This is a genomic window from Streptomyces sp. NPDC003456, from assembly GCF_042878735.1.
Classification (GTDB): domain Bacteria; phylum Actinomycetota; class Actinomycetes; order Streptomycetales; family Streptomycetaceae; genus Streptomyces.
This window is the reverse complement of the sequence record NZ_JBIAOK010000004.1, coordinates 318,229-334,342: the sequence shown is the minus strand read 5'-3', so window position 1 is coordinate 334,342 and position 16,114 is coordinate 318,229. Positions and strand designations below refer to the sequence as shown.

The window sequence follows — 16,114 nt, the reverse complement described above, 5'->3', positions numbered from 1 at the left end:
GTGAAGCCCGGGGGCTGTTCCGATAAAGAGCGTGTTTCCGTTGATTCCCGACTTCAGTCGCTCAGCACCGCACGCAACCGTTCAACGTCCGTTGTCGGTGCGTCACATGTGAAGTTACGGCAGACATAGGCGGATGGTTCACCCCCGACCAGCGGACGGTCTCTGAGCAGCGGGAACTCCTCACTGCCCGGGACGCCCACGGCCACGACCGCCCCCGGCGCCGTCCCCAGGAGCGCCGTGCGGTGCAGGGCCCTGGTGCCCGCGTCGGCCGGTGACGGCCCCACGACCGCCACCTCGCGCGGGCCGTCCAGCACGGCCTCCGCCACGGCCAGCCCCCAGCCGGTGAACCGGGGCACCCGCGGACCCAGCGCCTTGACCACACCCAGCGCCTTCTCCGCGGCCGTGCGGTGCGGCACGGAACCCGTGTGCGCGGCATAGCTCAGCAGCGCACCCGCCGCCGCGCTCCAGCCGGACGGCGTGGCGTTGTCCGTCGGGTCCTGCGGCCGGCGGATCAGCCGCTCGGCGTCGGCGGCGGTGTCGAACAGCGCACCCGACTCGGGGTCCGCGAAACGGGCCAGCACATGGTCGAGCAGGAACCCGGCGAACTCCAGCCACACCCCCTCCCCGGTGACCGACGCCAGCGCCAGGAACCCCTCGGCCACGTCCGCGTAGTCCTCCAGGACACCGGCGTTGGCCCCCGCGTGACCGTCCTTGCTGGTACGCGTCAGACGCGCCTGCTCGTCCAGGTGCAGCCGCACCAGGAGATCGGCGGCGGCCAGCGCGGCCTCGACGAGGTCCGGCCGGTCGAAGTAGGCGCCCGTCTCGGCCAGCGCGGCGATCGCGAGGCCGTTCCACGCGGCGACGACCTTGTCGTCCCGGCCGGGCGCCGGACGCTCCGCCCGCGCCGCCAGCAGCCGCTCCCGGATCGAGGTGATCCGCTCCGCGTCGAACAGGCCGTCGTCCAACGGCAGTTGCAGCACGGACTGACCGTGCTCGAAGGTGCCCTCCTCGGTCACGCCGAAGTACCGGACGGCGACCTCGGCGTCCTGCTCCCCTAGCACCTCGCGCAACTGCCCCGGCGTCCACACGTAGTACGCGCCCTCGACGTGCCGGCCGGTGCCGTCGTCGCTGTCGGCGTCCAGCGCGGACGCGAACCCGCCCTCGTTCGTCCGCAGTTCGCGCACCATGAAGTCGGCCGTCTCCAGCGCGACCCGCCGGGCCAGCTCCGAGCCGGTGGCCCGCCACAGGTGCGCGTAGACCCGGCACAGCAGGGCGTTGTCGTACAGCATCTTCTCGAAGTGCGGCACGACCCAGTCGCGGTCGACCGAGTACCGGGCGAAACCGCCGCCGAGCTGGTCGTAGATGCCGCCGCGGGCCATGCGCTCGCAGGTGTCGGCCGCCATCTGCAGGGCGCCCTCGGCCCCGGTGCGGGCGTGGTGGCGCAGCAGGAACTCCAGCACCATCGACGGCGGGAACTTCGGCGCCCCGCCGAACCCGCCGCGCTGCGGGTCGTACTCCCGGGTCAGCGCGAGCAGCGCCTGCGCCAGCTCCTGCTCCCCCGGCGTCTGCGCGTCCCCGTAGGAGATCTCCCGCCCGGCCAGGTCCCGCACGATCTTCCCGGCCACCTCGGTGACCTCCTCGCGCCGCTCCTGCCACGCCTGGCTCACCCCTTGCAGCACCTGCCGGAACGAGGGCATGCCCTGCCGGGGCTCGGGCGGGAAGTACGTACCGAAGTAGAAGGGCTCGGCCTCGGGCGTCAGGAACACGGTCATGGGCCACCCACCGTGCCCGGTGGCGGCCTGCACGGCCTCCATGTAGACGGCATCCACATCGGGCCGCTCTTCGCGGTCGACCTTCACGCTCACGTAGTGGGCGTTGAGGTACTCGGCGGTCTGCCCGTCCTCGAACGACTCGCGCGCCATTACATGGCACCAGTGGCACGCGGAGTATCCGACTGACAACAGCACGGGCACATCGCGCCGTCTCGCTTCCTCGAACGCCTCCGGCCCCCAAGGCCACCAGTCGACCGGATTATCGGCATGCTGAAGCAGATAAGGCGAGGTCACACCAGCCAACCGGTTCATACGACCCAGCCTCTCACGCCGACACGGTCCTGCCAGTTCGACCCGGAAGCCTTCGCCCTACTTGGCCGATTTGCACTCATGCGCCATCACGTGGTGACTGCGGAGCGCCCCTTTTGCACCCCAGGCCGCCGGACGCTGGAGGTTCTGCGCCGACCCGAAGCCGGTGCCCGACTGGAAGCGGTTAGTACGCTGAGTCGAGCAGCACCGCATCCTCGAAGGAGGTACTTCATGACCGCCGAGATGGTGGCGCCCGCGTGGATGCACACGCAGATCAGTGCGGAACAGTACGACTCCTGGTCCGAGGAGCAGTGCGCCGGCATCGAGATCGTGGACGGGATGATTGTCATGGCCCCGAGCGCCTCCAAACGGCACAACCGGCTGGCTCGACTCTTGGCCAATGCCCTGGACGCCGCCGCGGGCCCGGACTGGAACGCCGACACGGACTTCGACGTCCGCCTGCAGGACGTTCCACTCACCAACCGCCGACCGGACGTCACCGTCTACCGGGCGGAGACCATCGACCTCACGCCCACCCGCCCCGAGCACGTACTCCTGGTCGTCGAAGTCGTGTCGCCCGGTTCGGAGACCACCGACCGGATCGTGAAGGTGGACCAGTACGCCAAAGCCGGCATCCCCTTCTACTGGCGCATCGAGCAGTCCGCCACCGGCGTTCCGATCGTCTACACCTACGTCCTCGACCCAGCCACCAGGGCCTACCGGGACGGCGAGGTGTTCACCGGCACCGTGAAGGCCACCGCGCCCTTCCCTGTCACGGTCGACCTCGGGACCCTGTGAGCAACGAGGAATCGCCCGCGCCCGCGGCGCCTCCGACGTCCTGCGGGCTGAGACATGTCCGCAACTGGGGAGCTCTGGGCATCGACCCCAACCGGCCCGGACCCGTCGTAGACGGTCCGGTGGGAAACTGACAGCTTCAACCAGGTGCCGACCTGTGCGTTCTCGCCGGGGCCCTCGTTGAGCTTGCAGTCGACCAGGTTGTCGATCACGGCCTTCGCCTGGCTGTAGTACTCGCCGTTGGTCCCGTTCCCCCGGGACGTCGCGGAGTATGACTGACGCGAGCACCGAAACCCGCCCGAGCCCGCCACGCTCGGCCGGGCCGGGGTCCCACTGCCCCGGAACCGCCGGCTGGACCGCCGGCCATTCAGCCACGCCGGGACCCTTGGGGGCGAGTGGTGCGTCGATCGCACCGCCCCGACTTCTTGTGTAAGTGACAGTATCTGAAGTACCTTGCAAAGCATGCCAGATGACGCATGGTCACCACCTCCCGTCCTGCTGACAGTCGATCTCGTGATCCTGACGCTGCGGGAGAGTCGTCTGCACGTGCTCTTGGTGGAACGGGGCGAGGAACCCTTCCAGGGCGCCCTCGCGCTGCCGGGAGGATTTCTGAACCACGATGCCGAGGAGATCCTCGACGCCGCCCACCGCGAGCTGAGCGAGGAAACGGCACTGACCTCCGGCTGGGTGCACCTTGAGCAACTGGCCGTGTACGGAAGTCCGGGCCGCGACCCGCGGGGACGAGTCGTCTCCGTAGCTCACCTGGCGATCGCACCGGGGCTGCCCGATCCCGTCGCGGGGACGGATGCCACCGAGGCCGCGTGGATTCCCGCGGACGCCGTCCTGTCCGGTGAGACCGCTCTCGCGTTCGACCACCGTCGCATCGTCGCAGACGGGATCGAACGCGCGCGCGCCAAGATCGAGTTCTCGGCGCTGGCCACCGCTTTCTGCGGGGAGAGCTTCACCATCGCGGAGCTGCAGCAGGTGTACGAGGCCGTCTGGGGCACTCCGCTCGACACCCGCAACTTCTACCGGAAGGTCCAGGCCGCGAAGGGATTCATCGTTCCCACCGGCGCAGACCGCAAGGCCACAGGGGGGAGGCCCGCGCGGCTGTACCGGGCCGGGCCGAACACCGTGCTGTTCCCACCGCTGATCCGACCCCACACGACAGGGGAAGAGGAGTAGATGTCGAAAGACCTGGTGGTGATTCTCACCGCCCTCAATCTTGAGTATCAGTCCGTGCGCGAGAGGCTGGTGGATCTCCGATTACATCTCCACAAGAGTGGTACCCGGTTCGAAGTGGGCGTCGTGAAGGGCACGTCGTGCCGTGTCGCGCTCGGGCTGACGAGCAAGGGAAACCAGTCCTCCGCGGTGATCGCGGAACGCGCGATCCAGGAGTTCTCGCCCGGGGCCATGCTGTTCGTCGGGGTCGCCGGCGCTCTGTGGGATGCCACAAGGCTGGGTGACGTGGTGGTGGCGTCGCATGTGTACGCCTACCACGGCGGCACCAGCGAGGACGATGGGCTCAAAGCTCGCCCTCGGGTGTGGGAAGCGCCGCACGGTATCAGCCAGCTCGCCTCGCACGTGGCCCGTCTGGACGATTGGGCGGATCCCCCGCCTGGTCACGAGGACCGACCGCAGGTGCGTTTCGGGGCTGTCGCCGCCGGCGAGATCGTCCAGAACTCGAGGATCTCGGCCGAGGCGAAGTGGATCCGGCAGCACTACAACGATGCGCTCGCCATCGAGATGGAGGCCGCCGGTGTGGCCCAGGCCGGCCATCTCAGCGGAGCTCCCGTGGCCATCGTCCGGGGAATAAGCGACCGTGCGGACGGCACGAAGAACAGTTCGGACGACCGCAGCTGGCAGCCTCGGGCCGCGGCGAACGCGGCGGCTTTCGCCCTCCGCCTGGCAGTCGAACTGGTGGACGAGCAGGGGGAGTCCGCCATGCAGTCCGCGATGGCCCGGGACGACAGGGACCGTTCGGTCGAGCGATTGGAGCGGGGGGTCGTCAACACCGCTCACAACAGCACCGTCGGCATCATGGCCAGTACGGTCACGGGCAGCAATGTCCACATGGGCACGGCCCCGAAGGCATCCGGTCCGACGGACCTGGTCACGGAACTGAACGGGTTCCGCGACCAGCTGAGGTGGCACCGCGCCGAGGGCGTGCTCGACGAGGACAGTTACCAGGCGGCTCTGACCGATCTGGAATCCTCCCTCCGGTCGGCCGGAGAGCGTGCCCCTGAGTCGTCGAAGCAAACCGTCCTTGCGCTCAAGAGGCTGCGTGGACTGGTCGCGGAATGCCCCGCGCTGGTAGCTGCGTTGGCACCCCTGGTCGCTGCGGCCGGTGGCCTGGCATGAGCCGCGACGACAGTGCCACGTACAGCTCGGATTCGTACAACTCGGCTGCGTACTCCACCGTCGGGATTCAGGCCGAGACCGTCCACGACTCCCACGTCTACATCGTCCACCCGGACGCCTCGCCGCAGGAGAAGTACCGGGTCGGCGTGCGACTCCTGGAGGACGGCGTCCCCAGTCGCGCCCGGGAAATGATCACTGATGCGATCGCCCACGGCCACGACGGCACGGAGGTGCGCTTCCATTGGGTGCTGGCCATGCTCAGCGCACGTACCCACCACGACCTGAGCGACGAAGAGGTTCAGCGGTTGCGTTACACCGCCGGGCGCGTGCGGGACTACGCCGAGGACGAGTGGACGGAAGCCCTACGCGTCACCTTCGACCTGTTGGCGGCGCTCAGCACCGCCGGCAGCGAGACCGGACGCGTGCTGAAGCAGTTGCAGGACCTGCCGCACCGCCAGCACGACGCAATCCTCCGCCACCTCGACCTCATGCTCACCGGAGGCGTTAAGGACTACGTGTGGGCGGAAACCCTTGAACGGGCTAAGGCAGAACGCTTCGCCAACGACCGGGGCCAGCGGGTCTGGGCCTATTTCGCACCCACCCCCATCGGGGCACGGGCCGTTCCACCCCGCCCGAGCACCGCTGCCGCCGCCAAGGCGGCCCTCCCCCTCCGCGCGATCCTGTTCGTCGTCAGCAGTGCGCTCCTCTGGGTCCTGGCACTGCTCACGGATCCTGCCCAGGCGATCGTCGAGTTGACGGTGGCACTCGGCGCGGGCCTGACCGCGGCCCGCTTCGGCGTCCGGTGGTGGGGCCGGTGGCCCGGGCCGGGCCTCGCGGCCGGGGCGCGCGCCCCCCACCCACGCGAACCTGCCTCCGGCTCAGCCCCCGGCCCGGGCTCCGGACCCGACTCCGACCCGGACTCCGCCGAGGGTAGGTTCACCAAGCGCGTCCGCCATTCGTTCGATCACTACTTCAGCAGGCGCAGGCCCCACGGGTTCACCTCGGACGCCTGGCTCGCCCACACGGATCAGATCCGCAGCGACCTCGCCGCCGAGATCGCGGATCTCTACCGGGAGAGCCGGATCGGTGTGGAGCGGGTCGAATGGCTGATCCGGTACCTCGCCGAGGATGCCCGAAATCGCTACAACAGCGGCACCCTGTTCGATCAGCACCACCAGGAACGGACTCCGGGCAGGACGAAGGCCCTGACCGTTGCAGCCCTCGCCGTTCTCGGCACGGCGGCTCTGGCCGCGTTCGCCACGGCGGTCACCGATGCCGCCCAGCAGCAGGTTCTGTGGGCGTTCCTGGCCGTGCTCGGTGCGGCCTGGTCCGGGCACGCAGCCGCTTCCCGTTGGCTGGAGGTCCGGCGTGAGGAGTACCGACTGGACCGGGAGAATCGGGAGTACCGGGAACAACTGGCCGCACGGCAGAGCGCCTACCAGCGCTGGCAGTCCTTCCTGGACGACAAGCGGCCCAGCGAACAGGAGATGGAGACTTGGCTCGCCTGCGACAAGACGTCGTTCGTCGACGAGGCGCTTCAACACCACCGGCTCACCTGGCGTGACCTGATCACCCACACCATCCTGGTGGCCCCGGCTCCCTCCTACAAACGGGGCCGGGTCCGCGGCGGCCCATGGCGGTACTCGCACTACGTCTTCCGACTGTTCCTGTTCACCCAGGACGGCATCCGCGAGGTCAGCTCCGAGTTCGACTTCTCCGACGCGACGCGCAGGAACGAGCAGCGGAACAACTACCGGTTCGACGCCCTGACCTCCGTGCAGGTGACGGAGAACGCCGACGTCGGCTACGACCTGGAGCTTCTCCTCTCCAACGGACCAGCCAGGAAGATCCGCGTCAAGGACGCCGAAGCCCGTCAGCTGGCGCCGACGGAGAATCCCCAGGAAATCTCCGAGATCAGCCTCAGCGCGGCCGGCTCTACCCACACCTTCCGCCTCCTGGAGGGGATAGCGGCGGACGGGAAGAGCTGGATCGAACGGCACGGCCCCGACAACCTGGCACCCTTTCAGGTCGCCGGCTGATCCTGAACTCGAGCCGAGGAGCACCTGTGACCCGCACGGACGACGTCACCGAGAGCAAGGTTCTGCTTGCCGAGTACGACCGTCTCAAGGAGGAACAGAAGACCCGCATAGGGTTTCGCGACAACCTGCTCTACTTCACGCTCGCCGCAGCCACCGCGGTCGTGGCGATCACCGCCCAGAGCGGACAGTCCCGGCTGCTGCTATTCGTTCCAGCGATCTGTCTGATCCTGGGCTGGACCTACCTGGCCAACGACGAGAAGATCTCGGCGATCGGCGACTATGTCCGCGACCGGCTGGGACCCCGCCTGGGGGAGCTCGCCTCGGCCGACGGCGCGGTGTTCGGCTGGGAGGTCTACCACCGCGACGTCGCGGGCCACACCGTGCGCAAGCGACTTCAGAGCGCAGTGGACCTGTTCACGTACCTGGTCCTGCCCATGGTCTGCACGACCGCGTTCTGGTGCTCTCCCGTCGTTCAACCCCTGCTCCTGGTCGCGTCTCTCGGACAGACGCTCGCCCTGGCCGTGCTGGGCTTGCAGTTCCTGCGCCGTACGGAGCGGTAGCACCACAGGCCTCGACAGGCGTACGGCACCCCCGGCCGCGGGGCGCGAGTCGAACTCCGCCGTAGAGTCAGCAGGCGTACGACTCGGGCTCGCGGACCAGCCGAGCAGTAAGTCCTGGCAAGCGACAACAGCGTCGGGATAGGAAACGAAGCGTTCCCGGGGGATGCCGAGGCTGCCTCGGATCGACCAAGAGGACGTCTGTGGGAAACGGGGCACCCGTCTCCATCTAGCCGCTCACCGGATGTGTCCATACCGGCCACTCCTTGGAAACGCCCCAGGTCAAAACCACCTGGTTGTTCACCTGCACTGGCACCAGTGGCAGCTGCTGCACCCGACGCTGAGCAGGTAGGGGGACGTCTCGTGCGCCAGTCGGTTCGGCATGGTGTCCATCCTGCCGCAGTACCCCGCGTGCCACCCGGCAGGCGTCCCGGGCGCGGCCGGTGTGCGGGGGCCCGGATCACCGTGCCCTCTCCCCAGGGCGGGCGGGGCACAGCACACTTGGCGGGAACGCCGTTGCCACCGGAGGGGGACGTGACATGCGGGACGGTCATCGGGGGGAGGCCGAGCGGTTGTTGGCGCGGGCCGTGGAGGAGGAAGTGCGGCGGTCCGGCGGGCGTACCGACGGCGGCGTGCTGCTCGCCCGGGCGCGCGCGGCGCTCGACGAGATGGCGCGCAGCGCGTCCGAGGAGTACGAGGCGTACACGCGCGCCCTGGACGAGGCCGCGGCCGGTCAGCTGACCTTCGGGCAGCGCTATGCCCGGGAGGGCGCGGGGACGCCGCTGCTGGTGGCGGGGGTGGCGGCGGTCGCGGCGGTCGTCGCGGACCTGGCGCTGGGCACCGGCCCGGGCACGGCCCTGGGCGCGGGCGCGACGGTGGCGGTGGTGGGCGCGGCGGCGACCGTCGCGAAGGTGGCCGGCTCGCACGTGCCGGCCGCGCACCACCGGGCCGGAGCGCTCGGCCAGCCCGGTGGCCCGGAGCAGCTGCGGCTGCAGTGGCTGACGGCGCTGGAGGTGCGGGGCATCCGGCCGTTCCTGGACCAGCAGCGGATGCTCGCCGCGTCGACCGGGCCGAAGAAGGCGGGGCCGCGGCTGCGGGGGGCGGACAAGAGCGCGGCGGCCCGGGGGCGCAACGTGCTGGCGCAGTCGTTCGCGCAGCTGCCGCGCGTGGTGGAGCCGTTCGCGGGGCGGCGGCGGGAGCTGGCGCAGATCCGGCAGTGGGTGCAGGCGGCCCGGGCGAGCACGGAGACCCGGGCGAGCGTGGTCGTGCTGCACGGTGCGCCCGGCAGCGGCCGGACGGCCCTCGCGGTGGCCGCCGCGCACGAGCTGAAGGACCATTTCCGCGGCGCCTGCGTCGTCGACCTGCGTGCGCAGGGCCCGGGCGGGGCGCCGCTGTCCACGCGTGACGCGCTGCTGCACCTGCTGAACCGGCTGGGGGCGCCGCGCGAGCAGTTGCTGTTCCGGGAGCGTTCCTCCCCCGACCAGCAGGTCAGGCGGCTGGCCGAGCTGTACCACCAGCATCTGACGGGCGTGCCGGTGACGATCGTCCTGGACGACGCCTCGGACGCCGGGCAGATCCGCGCCCTGGTCCCGGAGCGGTCCGACAGCCTGGTGCTGGTGACCGCGCGGGAGCCGCTGGAGGCAGCGGACCTGCCGGCGCGGGTGCACCGGCTGGCGGTGGAGCCGCTGGACGCCGCCGGTGCGCAGGAACTGCTGGGCGCGGCGGCGGAGGACCGGTCCGGGCCGTACGACGCGGAGTCGGCGGACCGGGTGCGGGAGTTGTGCGGCGGGCTCCCGCTGGCGCTGCGGATCGCGGGCTCGGGGCTCGGTCCGCGTTCCCCGCGGGCGCTGGCCGCGGACCTGGAGGCGTACGGGCCGGTGGAGCCGGTGGAGCGGGCCCTGTGGCTGCGCTACACCGACCAGCCGGAGACGGTGCGCCGGCTGCTGCGCCGGCTGGCCCTGGCGGGCCGGGCGTCGCTGGGTGCCGCGGCGGCGGCCGCGCTGCTGGCCACGGACGAGGCGGAGGCGACCCGTCATCTGCGGGCCCTGTCCCGCGCGGGTCTGATCGACCCGGTGCGCGGGGACCGCTACCGGCTGCACGACCTGGTCCGTTCCTTCGCCCGGGCGCGGCTGATGGACGAGGAGGATCCGGCCGAGCGCGCGGCGGCGCAGGAGCGGCTGATCGTGAACTACGCGGAGCTGGCCGACTCGGTGCTGCGCATGGTCGACGGCAACGTGTCGACGCGTACCAACCGTTTCAGCCCGTACGGTTTCACCTCCCTCGACGAGGCGCTGCGCTGGCTGGACGACGAGTCGAGCTTCATCACGGCGGCGCTGCGGCACACCGAGGGCGTGGACCGGGGGGCGGTGCTGAACCTGCTGGGGGCGCTGTGCGACTACTGCCTGCTGCGGGGCGACCTGTACCGGCTGGGCGAGATCAGCGAGCTGGCGCAGGCGGTGGACGAGGGGCTGCTGGTCCGCTCGGTGCAGTGGCGCACGGGCATCGCGGCCCGGCAGCTGGGCGAGCTGGACAAGGCCCGTACGACGCTCGCCTCGGTGGTCGACCTGTACCGGGAGGCGCAGCACGACGCGGGGGCGGCCCGGGCGCTGTGTTCCCTGGGTATCACGCTGCACCACCAGGGGAATCTGACGGAGGCGTCGCAGAAGCTGCGTGAGGCGCTGGCCCTGCAGTCCTCGGCCGAGCTGGCGACGGACCGGGCGTGGACGATGCACGCGCTCGCGGCGGTGGAGCGGGACCGGGCGCGGCTGGGTGAGGCGCTGGAGCTGCTGACGGAGTCGCTGGTGCTGCACCGCAGGGGCGAGTCGGTGCACGGCCAGGCGTGGGCGCACTTCCAGCTGGGTCAGCTGGGTCTGCGCATGGGGGACGTGGCGCGGGCGGAGGCGGAGCTGCGGGCGGCGCTGGAGCTGTACGGCCGGACCCGTGACGCGCGGGGTGAGGCGTGGGCGCTGACGCAGCTGGCCCGGGTGCTGCTGGTCTCGGGTGAGGCGGCGCGGGCGGTGGAGGAGCTGCGGGGCGCGGCGGCGCGGCACCGGGACAACGAGGACGCGCGCGGTGAGGCGTGGACCTTGTACTACCTGGGTCAGGCGCTGGAGGAGACGGGCGATCTGGACCGGGCGGTGCGGGAGCTGGAGCGCTCGCGGACGATGTTCTCCCGGATGCGGGACGTGTACGGGCTGGCCTGTGCCCGGCACCACTCGGCGCGGGTCACGCGCGACCAGCGGGCGGCGCAGACGGGTTCGCTGCGCAATTCCGGCTTCGCCCGGCAGCTGCTGGTGGACGCCCGCGCGGACTTCCAGCGCATCGGGGTGGCGCACGGGGAGGCGTGGACGTGTCTGGAGCTGGCGGTGGTGGACGCGGGCAACGGGCGTACGCAGCAGGCGCTGGCGCTGTGCGACGAGGCGGTGGGGCTGTTCGCGTCGTACGGGGACCGGCGGGGTGAGGACTGGGCGCGCTTCCTGCGCTGCACGCTGCTGCCGTACGGGGCGCCGGGCGGTGTGGAGGTCGGCACGGCGGTGGCCCAGGAGGAGCTGTCGCGGCTGTCGCGCGCGGACCACCCGCTGCGCGACGACAAGCTCGACGACTGCGCCGGGGCGTGGGCCCTGCTGCTGGAGCGCGGCGTGAGCCTGGAGGCGGGCTGGCAGGCGTGGGGCCTCGGGATGACGCCGGGCAGGCACGCGCGCGAGGTGATGGGGGTGGCGGTGGAGTCCCGGGCGTGAGACCCGCGCGGGGGGCGTGCCGGAGGCTGCGTCGGCCTTCGGGCGGCTGCTCGCGCGGACGGGCAGGGCCGCGGCCGGCCCGGGCCGCGAGGCGCGGGCCGGGGCGGACGCGCGCGGTTCCGGGATGCCTGCCGCACCCGTCGGCGGTGGTGAGGCCGCCGGCGGGTGCGGTGGCCGGCCGGGTCCGCCCGGCCGGCCACGGTCAGGCCTGCTTCTCGCCCCGGCCCGAGGGCCCCGCGTCGGCGGTGCCGGCGGACCGGGCCGCCGGGGACGGGTCCGCGTCGGCGGGCTCCCTGGGGTCCGGGACCTCGGTGAACTCGACCTTGTTCATGTGCCGGCTCATGGACTTCATCAGGGCCCACACGGCCAGGGCCATCGCCGCGAAGACGATGAAGCCGAGGACGCCGGGGGTGACCTTGTCCTCGTCGATCTCCTTGGCGATGGTGACGAGGTGCGTCATTGCCAGGCTTGCGCTTGCGCTCATGTCAGGCATTGTCGCGGATGCCCGCAAAGAGGTCGTCCTCGGGGAGGGAGGTATCGACGAGGGACTTCGCCAGCTCGTACTCCTCGGTCGGCCAGACGTCCTTCTGGATCTCCATCGGGACCTTGAACCAGCCGCCGTCGGGGTCGATCTGCGTGGCGTGCGCGATCAGGGCCTTGTCGCGGATCTCGAAGAACTCGGCGCACGGGATGTGGGTGGTCAGCGTGCGCTGCTTCATCCCGAACTCCTCCCAGCGCTTGAGCCAGTCCCCGTAGGGCGACTCCAGGCCGCGGTCGAGCATGGCCTGATGCAGGGCCTCGGTGCGGGGGCGGTTGAAGCCCTGGTTGTAGTAGAGCTTCTGCGGCTGGTAGGCGGGGCCGTACTCGGCCTCCGGGTACTTCTCGGTGTCCGCGGCGCTCTCGAAGGCCACCATCGAGATCTTGTGGGTCATGATGTGGTCGGGGTGCGGGTAGCCGCCGTTCTCGTCGTAGGTGGTGATCACCTGGGGACGGAAGGCGCGGATCTTGCGCACGAGCTCGCCGGCCGCGTGGTCGACGTCCTCCAGGGCGAAGCAGCCCTCCGGCAGCGGCGGCAGCGGGTCGCCCTCGGGCAGGCCCGAGTCGACGAAGCCGAGCCACTCCTGCTGGACGCCGAGGATCTCGCGGGCCTCGTCCATCTCCTTCTTGCGTACCTCGTGGATGTGCTCCTCGATGTACGCGTCACCCTGGAGCTTGGGGTTGAGGATGGAGCCGCGCTCCCCGCCCGTGCAGGTCACGACCAGCACGTCCACCCCCTCGGACACGTACTTCGCCATGGTCGCCGCGCCCTTGCTCGACTCGTCGTCGGGGTGGGCGTGGACGGCCATCAGTCGCAACTGGTCAGTCAAGACTCAATCCTCAGTCATGTCGGCGCCCGGTGTGCGTCGGCGCAATCGGCGGCTTCTATAGTGACCGAATCGGGGGGCGAATAATTCCGGGGCCGGGTCCCGGGGCCCCTTTCGGGACACGCGTCCCGGCCCTGTCTGGAGGACGATCATGACCACGGCGAGCACACGGCCGCCCGAGGGCCGTTACGGCCGCACCTCGGACGAGCGCGCCGACCGCACGCTCAAGGTCGTCGGCGCCGTGCTCGCGGTGGCGCTGCTGGGCCTCGTCGGCTGGTTCGGCTACCACTACGTCGGCAAGAACGAGATCAGCGCCGAGGTCATCAGCTTCGAGCAGGGCGAGGATTCCGTCCGGGTGCACCTGGAGGTCCACAAGGACGCGGGCACCGACGGCTACTGCACGGTCCGCTCGCAGGCCGAGAACGGGGCCGAGGTGGGCCGGGCCGACTTCCGCTTCTCGGGAGACGCGACCCGCATCGACAAGGTCGTCACGCTCCGTACGACCTCGCCGGGGACGACGGCCGAGCTGCTGGGCTGCCATACCGGCTGACAGCGGCCCGGGGCGCCCGCAATCCGTCGGGGCTGACCTGCGCCGACGTGATTCTCGTCGCTTATGTCCTCCCCCTGAAGCCCCTGAATTGTTAGGCTCGTGGTTTCGCCCTTCCGTGAAGGAACATGCTTCTGGGTAGGGCGATGCTTTGTATTCCCAGTACCTACGAGGAGCACCTGTGACCCAGACCAGCGAGAACGTCACCTGGCTGACCCAGGAGGCGTACAACAAGCTCAAGGCTGAGCTTGAGTACCTTACTGGTCCCGCGCGGGCGGAGATCTCCGCGAAGATCGCCGCGGCGCGCGAGGAGGGCGACCTGCGGGAGAACGGCGGGTACCACGCGGCCAAGGAGGAGCAGGGCAAGCAGGAGCTCCGTGTGCGCCAGCTCACCCAGCTCCTCGAGAGTGCGAAGGTCGGTGAGGCTCCCGCCGCCGACGGCGTGGTGGCCCCCGGCATGGTCGTCACGATCGCCTTCGACGGTGACGAGGACGACACGCTGACGTTCCTGCTCGCCTCGCGCGAGTACGCCAGCTCCGACATCGAGACCTACTCGCCGCAGTCCCCGCTGGGCACCGGCGTGATCGGCCACAAGGTCGGCGAGGACGCGGAGTACGAGCTGCCGAACGGCAAGAAGGCCTCGGTGAAGATCCTCAAGGCCGAGCCGTACGAGGGCTGACCCTCCCCCTTCCGGTTCATCGTCCTGCCCCCGGCACCCCGCGGCGCCGGGGGCTTCGTCATGCGGTCGCCGAGCGGTACTTGCGCACCGCCAGGGTGCGGAACACCGCGATGATGACGACCGAGTAGATCAGCGAGGCCCACACGGGGTGCTGCATGGGCCAGGCGTCCGAGGTGGACTGGCCCGGGTTGGCGAACAGCACACGGCAGGCCTGCACCGTGGCGCTGAACGGGTTCCACTCGGCGATGTGGCGCAGCCACGGGGTCATGTTGCTGGTGTCGACGAACGCGTTGGAGATGAAGGTGACCGGGAAGAGCCAGATCAGGCCGCTGGAGGTGGCCGCCTCCGGGGTCCGCACCGACATGCCGATCAGCGCGCCGATCCAGGTGAACGCGTAGCCCAGCAGGAGCAGCAGGCCGAAGGCCGCGAGGACCTTGGCCGCGTTGGTGCTGCCGTCGGATCCGACGCGCCAGCCGACCAGCAGGGCGACCGCGGCGAGGACGACGAGGGTCAGGGCCGTCTGCACCGAGTCGGCGAGGGTGCGTCCGGTGAGGACCGCGCCGCGTGCCATGGGCAGGGAGCGGAAGCGGTCGATGAGGCCCTTGTGCATGTCGTCGGCGATGCCGGCGCCGGAGCTGGCGGTGGCGAACGTGACGGTCTGGGCGAAGATGCCGGCCATCAGGAAGTTCTTGTAGTCGGTGGCGCTGGTGCTGTTGCCGATCTGCATGGAGCCGCCGAAGACGTAGGTGAAGAGCACCACGAACATGATCGGCTGGATCAGGCCGTAGATGATCATCTCGGGGATGCGGCTCATGCGGATCAGGTTCCGCTGGGCGACGACCATCGAGTCGCGGATCGACTGGCTGATCGGGTTCGCGGCCGGCGCGACCCGCACGGTGTCGGTGACGGCGCTCACTTGGCGGCCTCCTTGTCGCTGTCCTCGTCCTCGTCCTTCGCCTCGGCGACGTGTCCCGTCAGGGACAGGAAGACGTCGTCGAGGGTGGGCCTGCGCAGGCCGATGTCGTCGATCTCGATGCCGCGGGTGTCCAGCTCGCGGATGACCTCGGCCAGGAGCTTGGCGCCGCCGGTGACCGGCGTGGTGAGCTTGCGCATGTGCTCCTCGACCGTGGTGTCGCCCTTGCCGAAGCCGGCGAGGACCTCGGCCGCAGTGCCGATGTGCTCGCGCTCGTGCACCACGAGTTCGACGCGCTCCCCGCCGGTACGGGCCTTGAGCTGGTCGGAGGTGCCCTGGGCGATGACCTTGCCGTGGTCGACGACCGCGATGTCGTGCGCCAGGTGGTCGGCCTCCTCCAGGTATTGCGTGGTCAGCAGCAGGGTGGTGCCCCCGGAGACCAGTTGCTTGATGACCTCCCACAGCTGCTGGCGGTTGCGCGGGTCGAGGCCGGTCGTCGGCTCGTCCATGAACATCACGGGCGGTGAGACGACGAGGGCGGCGGCGAGGTCGAGGCGGCGGCGCATGCCGCCCGAGTAGGTCTTGGTGGGGCGGTCGGCGGCGTCGGTGAGGTGGAACTGCTCCAGCAGCTCGGCCGCGCGCTGCTTCGCCGCTGCGGCCTTCATCTGGTAGAGCCGGCCGACCATCTGAAGGTTCTCCCGGCCGGTCAGGTACTCGTCGACCGCCGCGAACTGGCCGGACAGGCCGATGGAGCGGCGCACGGCGTCGGGCTGCTTCAGCACGTCGATACCGGCGACGACCGCTCGTCCGCTGTCGGGCCGCAGCAGGGTCGTCAGGCAGCGGACGGTGGTCGTCTTGCCCGCGCCGTTCGGCCCGAGCAGGCCGAGGACGGTGCCCTCGGGCACATCGAGGTCGACGCCGTCCAAGGCCCTTACGTCACCGAAGGTCTTGACCAGACCTTCGGCATAGATGGCGCCTGGCATATGAGTCTCCACGTCTTCGGGGAATCCCGGACGGACGTCCGGTGAGGTTGCTCACGGA

13 protein-coding genes are annotated in these 16,114 nt (G+C 70.4%); 8 read left to right on the top strand and 5 right to left on the bottom strand.

Going from position 1 to position 16,114, the window contains the following annotated elements:
• Positions 1-53: 53 nt before the first annotated feature.
• Positions 54-2,084 carry a thioredoxin domain-containing protein gene (locus ACFYWG_RS17690; protein ID WP_389202093.1) on the bottom strand — a complete coding sequence of 677 codons (2,031 nt, stop codon included), beginning with the start codon at positions 2,082-2,084 and terminating at the stop codon, positions 54-56.
• 228 nt (positions 2,085-2,312) lie between these two features.
• On the opposite strand from ACFYWG_RS17690, the gene ACFYWG_RS17685 reads away from it, so the two are divergent.
• The 6 genes from ACFYWG_RS17685 (at position 2,313) to ACFYWG_RS17660 (ending at position 11,570) form a co-directional block, all read left to right on the top strand.
• Positions 2,313-2,879 carry a Uma2 family endonuclease gene (locus tag ACFYWG_RS17685; RefSeq protein WP_389202091.1) on the top strand — a complete coding sequence of 189 codons (567 nt, stop codon included), beginning with the start codon at positions 2,313-2,315 and terminating at the stop codon, positions 2,877-2,879.
• Between the two features lie 459 nt (positions 2,880-3,338).
• Complete coding sequence (locus tag ACFYWG_RS17680; RefSeq protein WP_389202089.1) at positions 3,339-4,061, top strand: NUDIX domain-containing protein; 723 nt, start codon at positions 3,339-3,341, stop codon at positions 4,059-4,061.
• Positions 4,062-5,237 carry a purine phosphorylase gene (locus ACFYWG_RS17675; RefSeq protein WP_389202087.1) on the top strand — a complete coding sequence of 392 codons (1,176 nt, stop codon included), beginning with the start codon at positions 4,062-4,064 and terminating at the stop codon, positions 5,235-5,237.
• Positions 5,234-7,276 (top strand): hypothetical protein, encoded by a 2,043-nt coding sequence (locus ACFYWG_RS17670; protein ID WP_389202085.1) that lies wholly within the window; start codon positions 5,234-5,236, stop codon positions 7,274-7,276. The genes ACFYWG_RS17675 and ACFYWG_RS17670 overlap by 4 nt, the downstream gene beginning before the upstream one ends.
• Positions 7,277-7,302: 26 nt before the next feature.
• Positions 7,303-7,836, top strand: a complete 534-nt coding sequence (locus tag ACFYWG_RS17665; protein ID WP_389202083.1) for a hypothetical protein — start codon at positions 7,303-7,305, stop codon at positions 7,834-7,836.
• Between the two features lie 536 nt (positions 7,837-8,372).
• A complete protein-coding gene (locus ACFYWG_RS17660) occupies positions 8,373-11,570 on the top strand; it encodes a tetratricopeptide repeat protein (RefSeq protein ID WP_389202081.1) in 3,198 nt (1,065 codons plus the stop codon).
• Between the two features lie 202 nt (positions 11,571-11,772).
• On the opposite strand, the gene ACFYWG_RS17655 is transcribed toward ACFYWG_RS17660, so the two are convergent.
• Together ACFYWG_RS17655 and mca are read right to left on the bottom strand one after the other, a co-directional pair.
• Positions 11,773-12,063: a hypothetical protein gene (locus ACFYWG_RS17655; RefSeq protein ID WP_376328913.1), complete on the bottom strand. Its 291-nt coding sequence runs from the start codon at positions 12,061-12,063 to the stop codon at positions 11,773-11,775.
• Positions 12,056-12,937: a mycothiol conjugate amidase Mca gene (gene mca / locus ACFYWG_RS17650; protein WP_376328910.1), complete on the bottom strand. Its 882-nt coding sequence runs from the start codon at positions 12,935-12,937 to the stop codon at positions 12,056-12,058. Before mca ends, ACFYWG_RS17655 begins: the two co-directional genes overlap by 8 nt.
• 148 nt (positions 12,938-13,085) lie before the next feature.
• Between mca and ACFYWG_RS17645 the strand changes: the two genes are divergently transcribed.
• On the top strand, positions 13,086-13,484 hold the full coding sequence (locus ACFYWG_RS17645; RefSeq protein ID WP_376328908.1) for a DUF4307 domain-containing protein: 399 nt from the start codon (positions 13,086-13,088) through the stop codon (positions 13,482-13,484).
• 178 nt (positions 13,485-13,662) lie between these two features.
• A complete protein-coding gene (greA, locus tag ACFYWG_RS17640) occupies positions 13,663-14,160 on the top strand; it encodes a transcription elongation factor GreA (RefSeq protein WP_383506063.1) in 498 nt (165 codons plus the stop codon).
• 58 nt (positions 14,161-14,218) lie between these two features.
• Here the strand turns inward: greA and ACFYWG_RS17635 are convergent, their stop codons facing one another.
• Both ACFYWG_RS17635 and ACFYWG_RS17630 read right to left on the bottom strand, forming a co-directional pair.
• Entirely contained in the window at positions 14,219-15,076 is an 858-nt protein-coding gene (locus ACFYWG_RS17635; protein WP_376328903.1) for an ABC transporter permease, read from the bottom strand.
• Positions 15,073-16,056, bottom strand: a complete 984-nt coding sequence (locus ACFYWG_RS17630) for an ATP-binding cassette domain-containing protein (RefSeq protein ID WP_376328901.1) — start codon at positions 16,054-16,056, stop codon at positions 15,073-15,075. Before ACFYWG_RS17630 ends, ACFYWG_RS17635 begins: the two co-directional genes overlap by 4 nt.
• Positions 16,057-16,114: the final 58 nt, after the last annotated feature.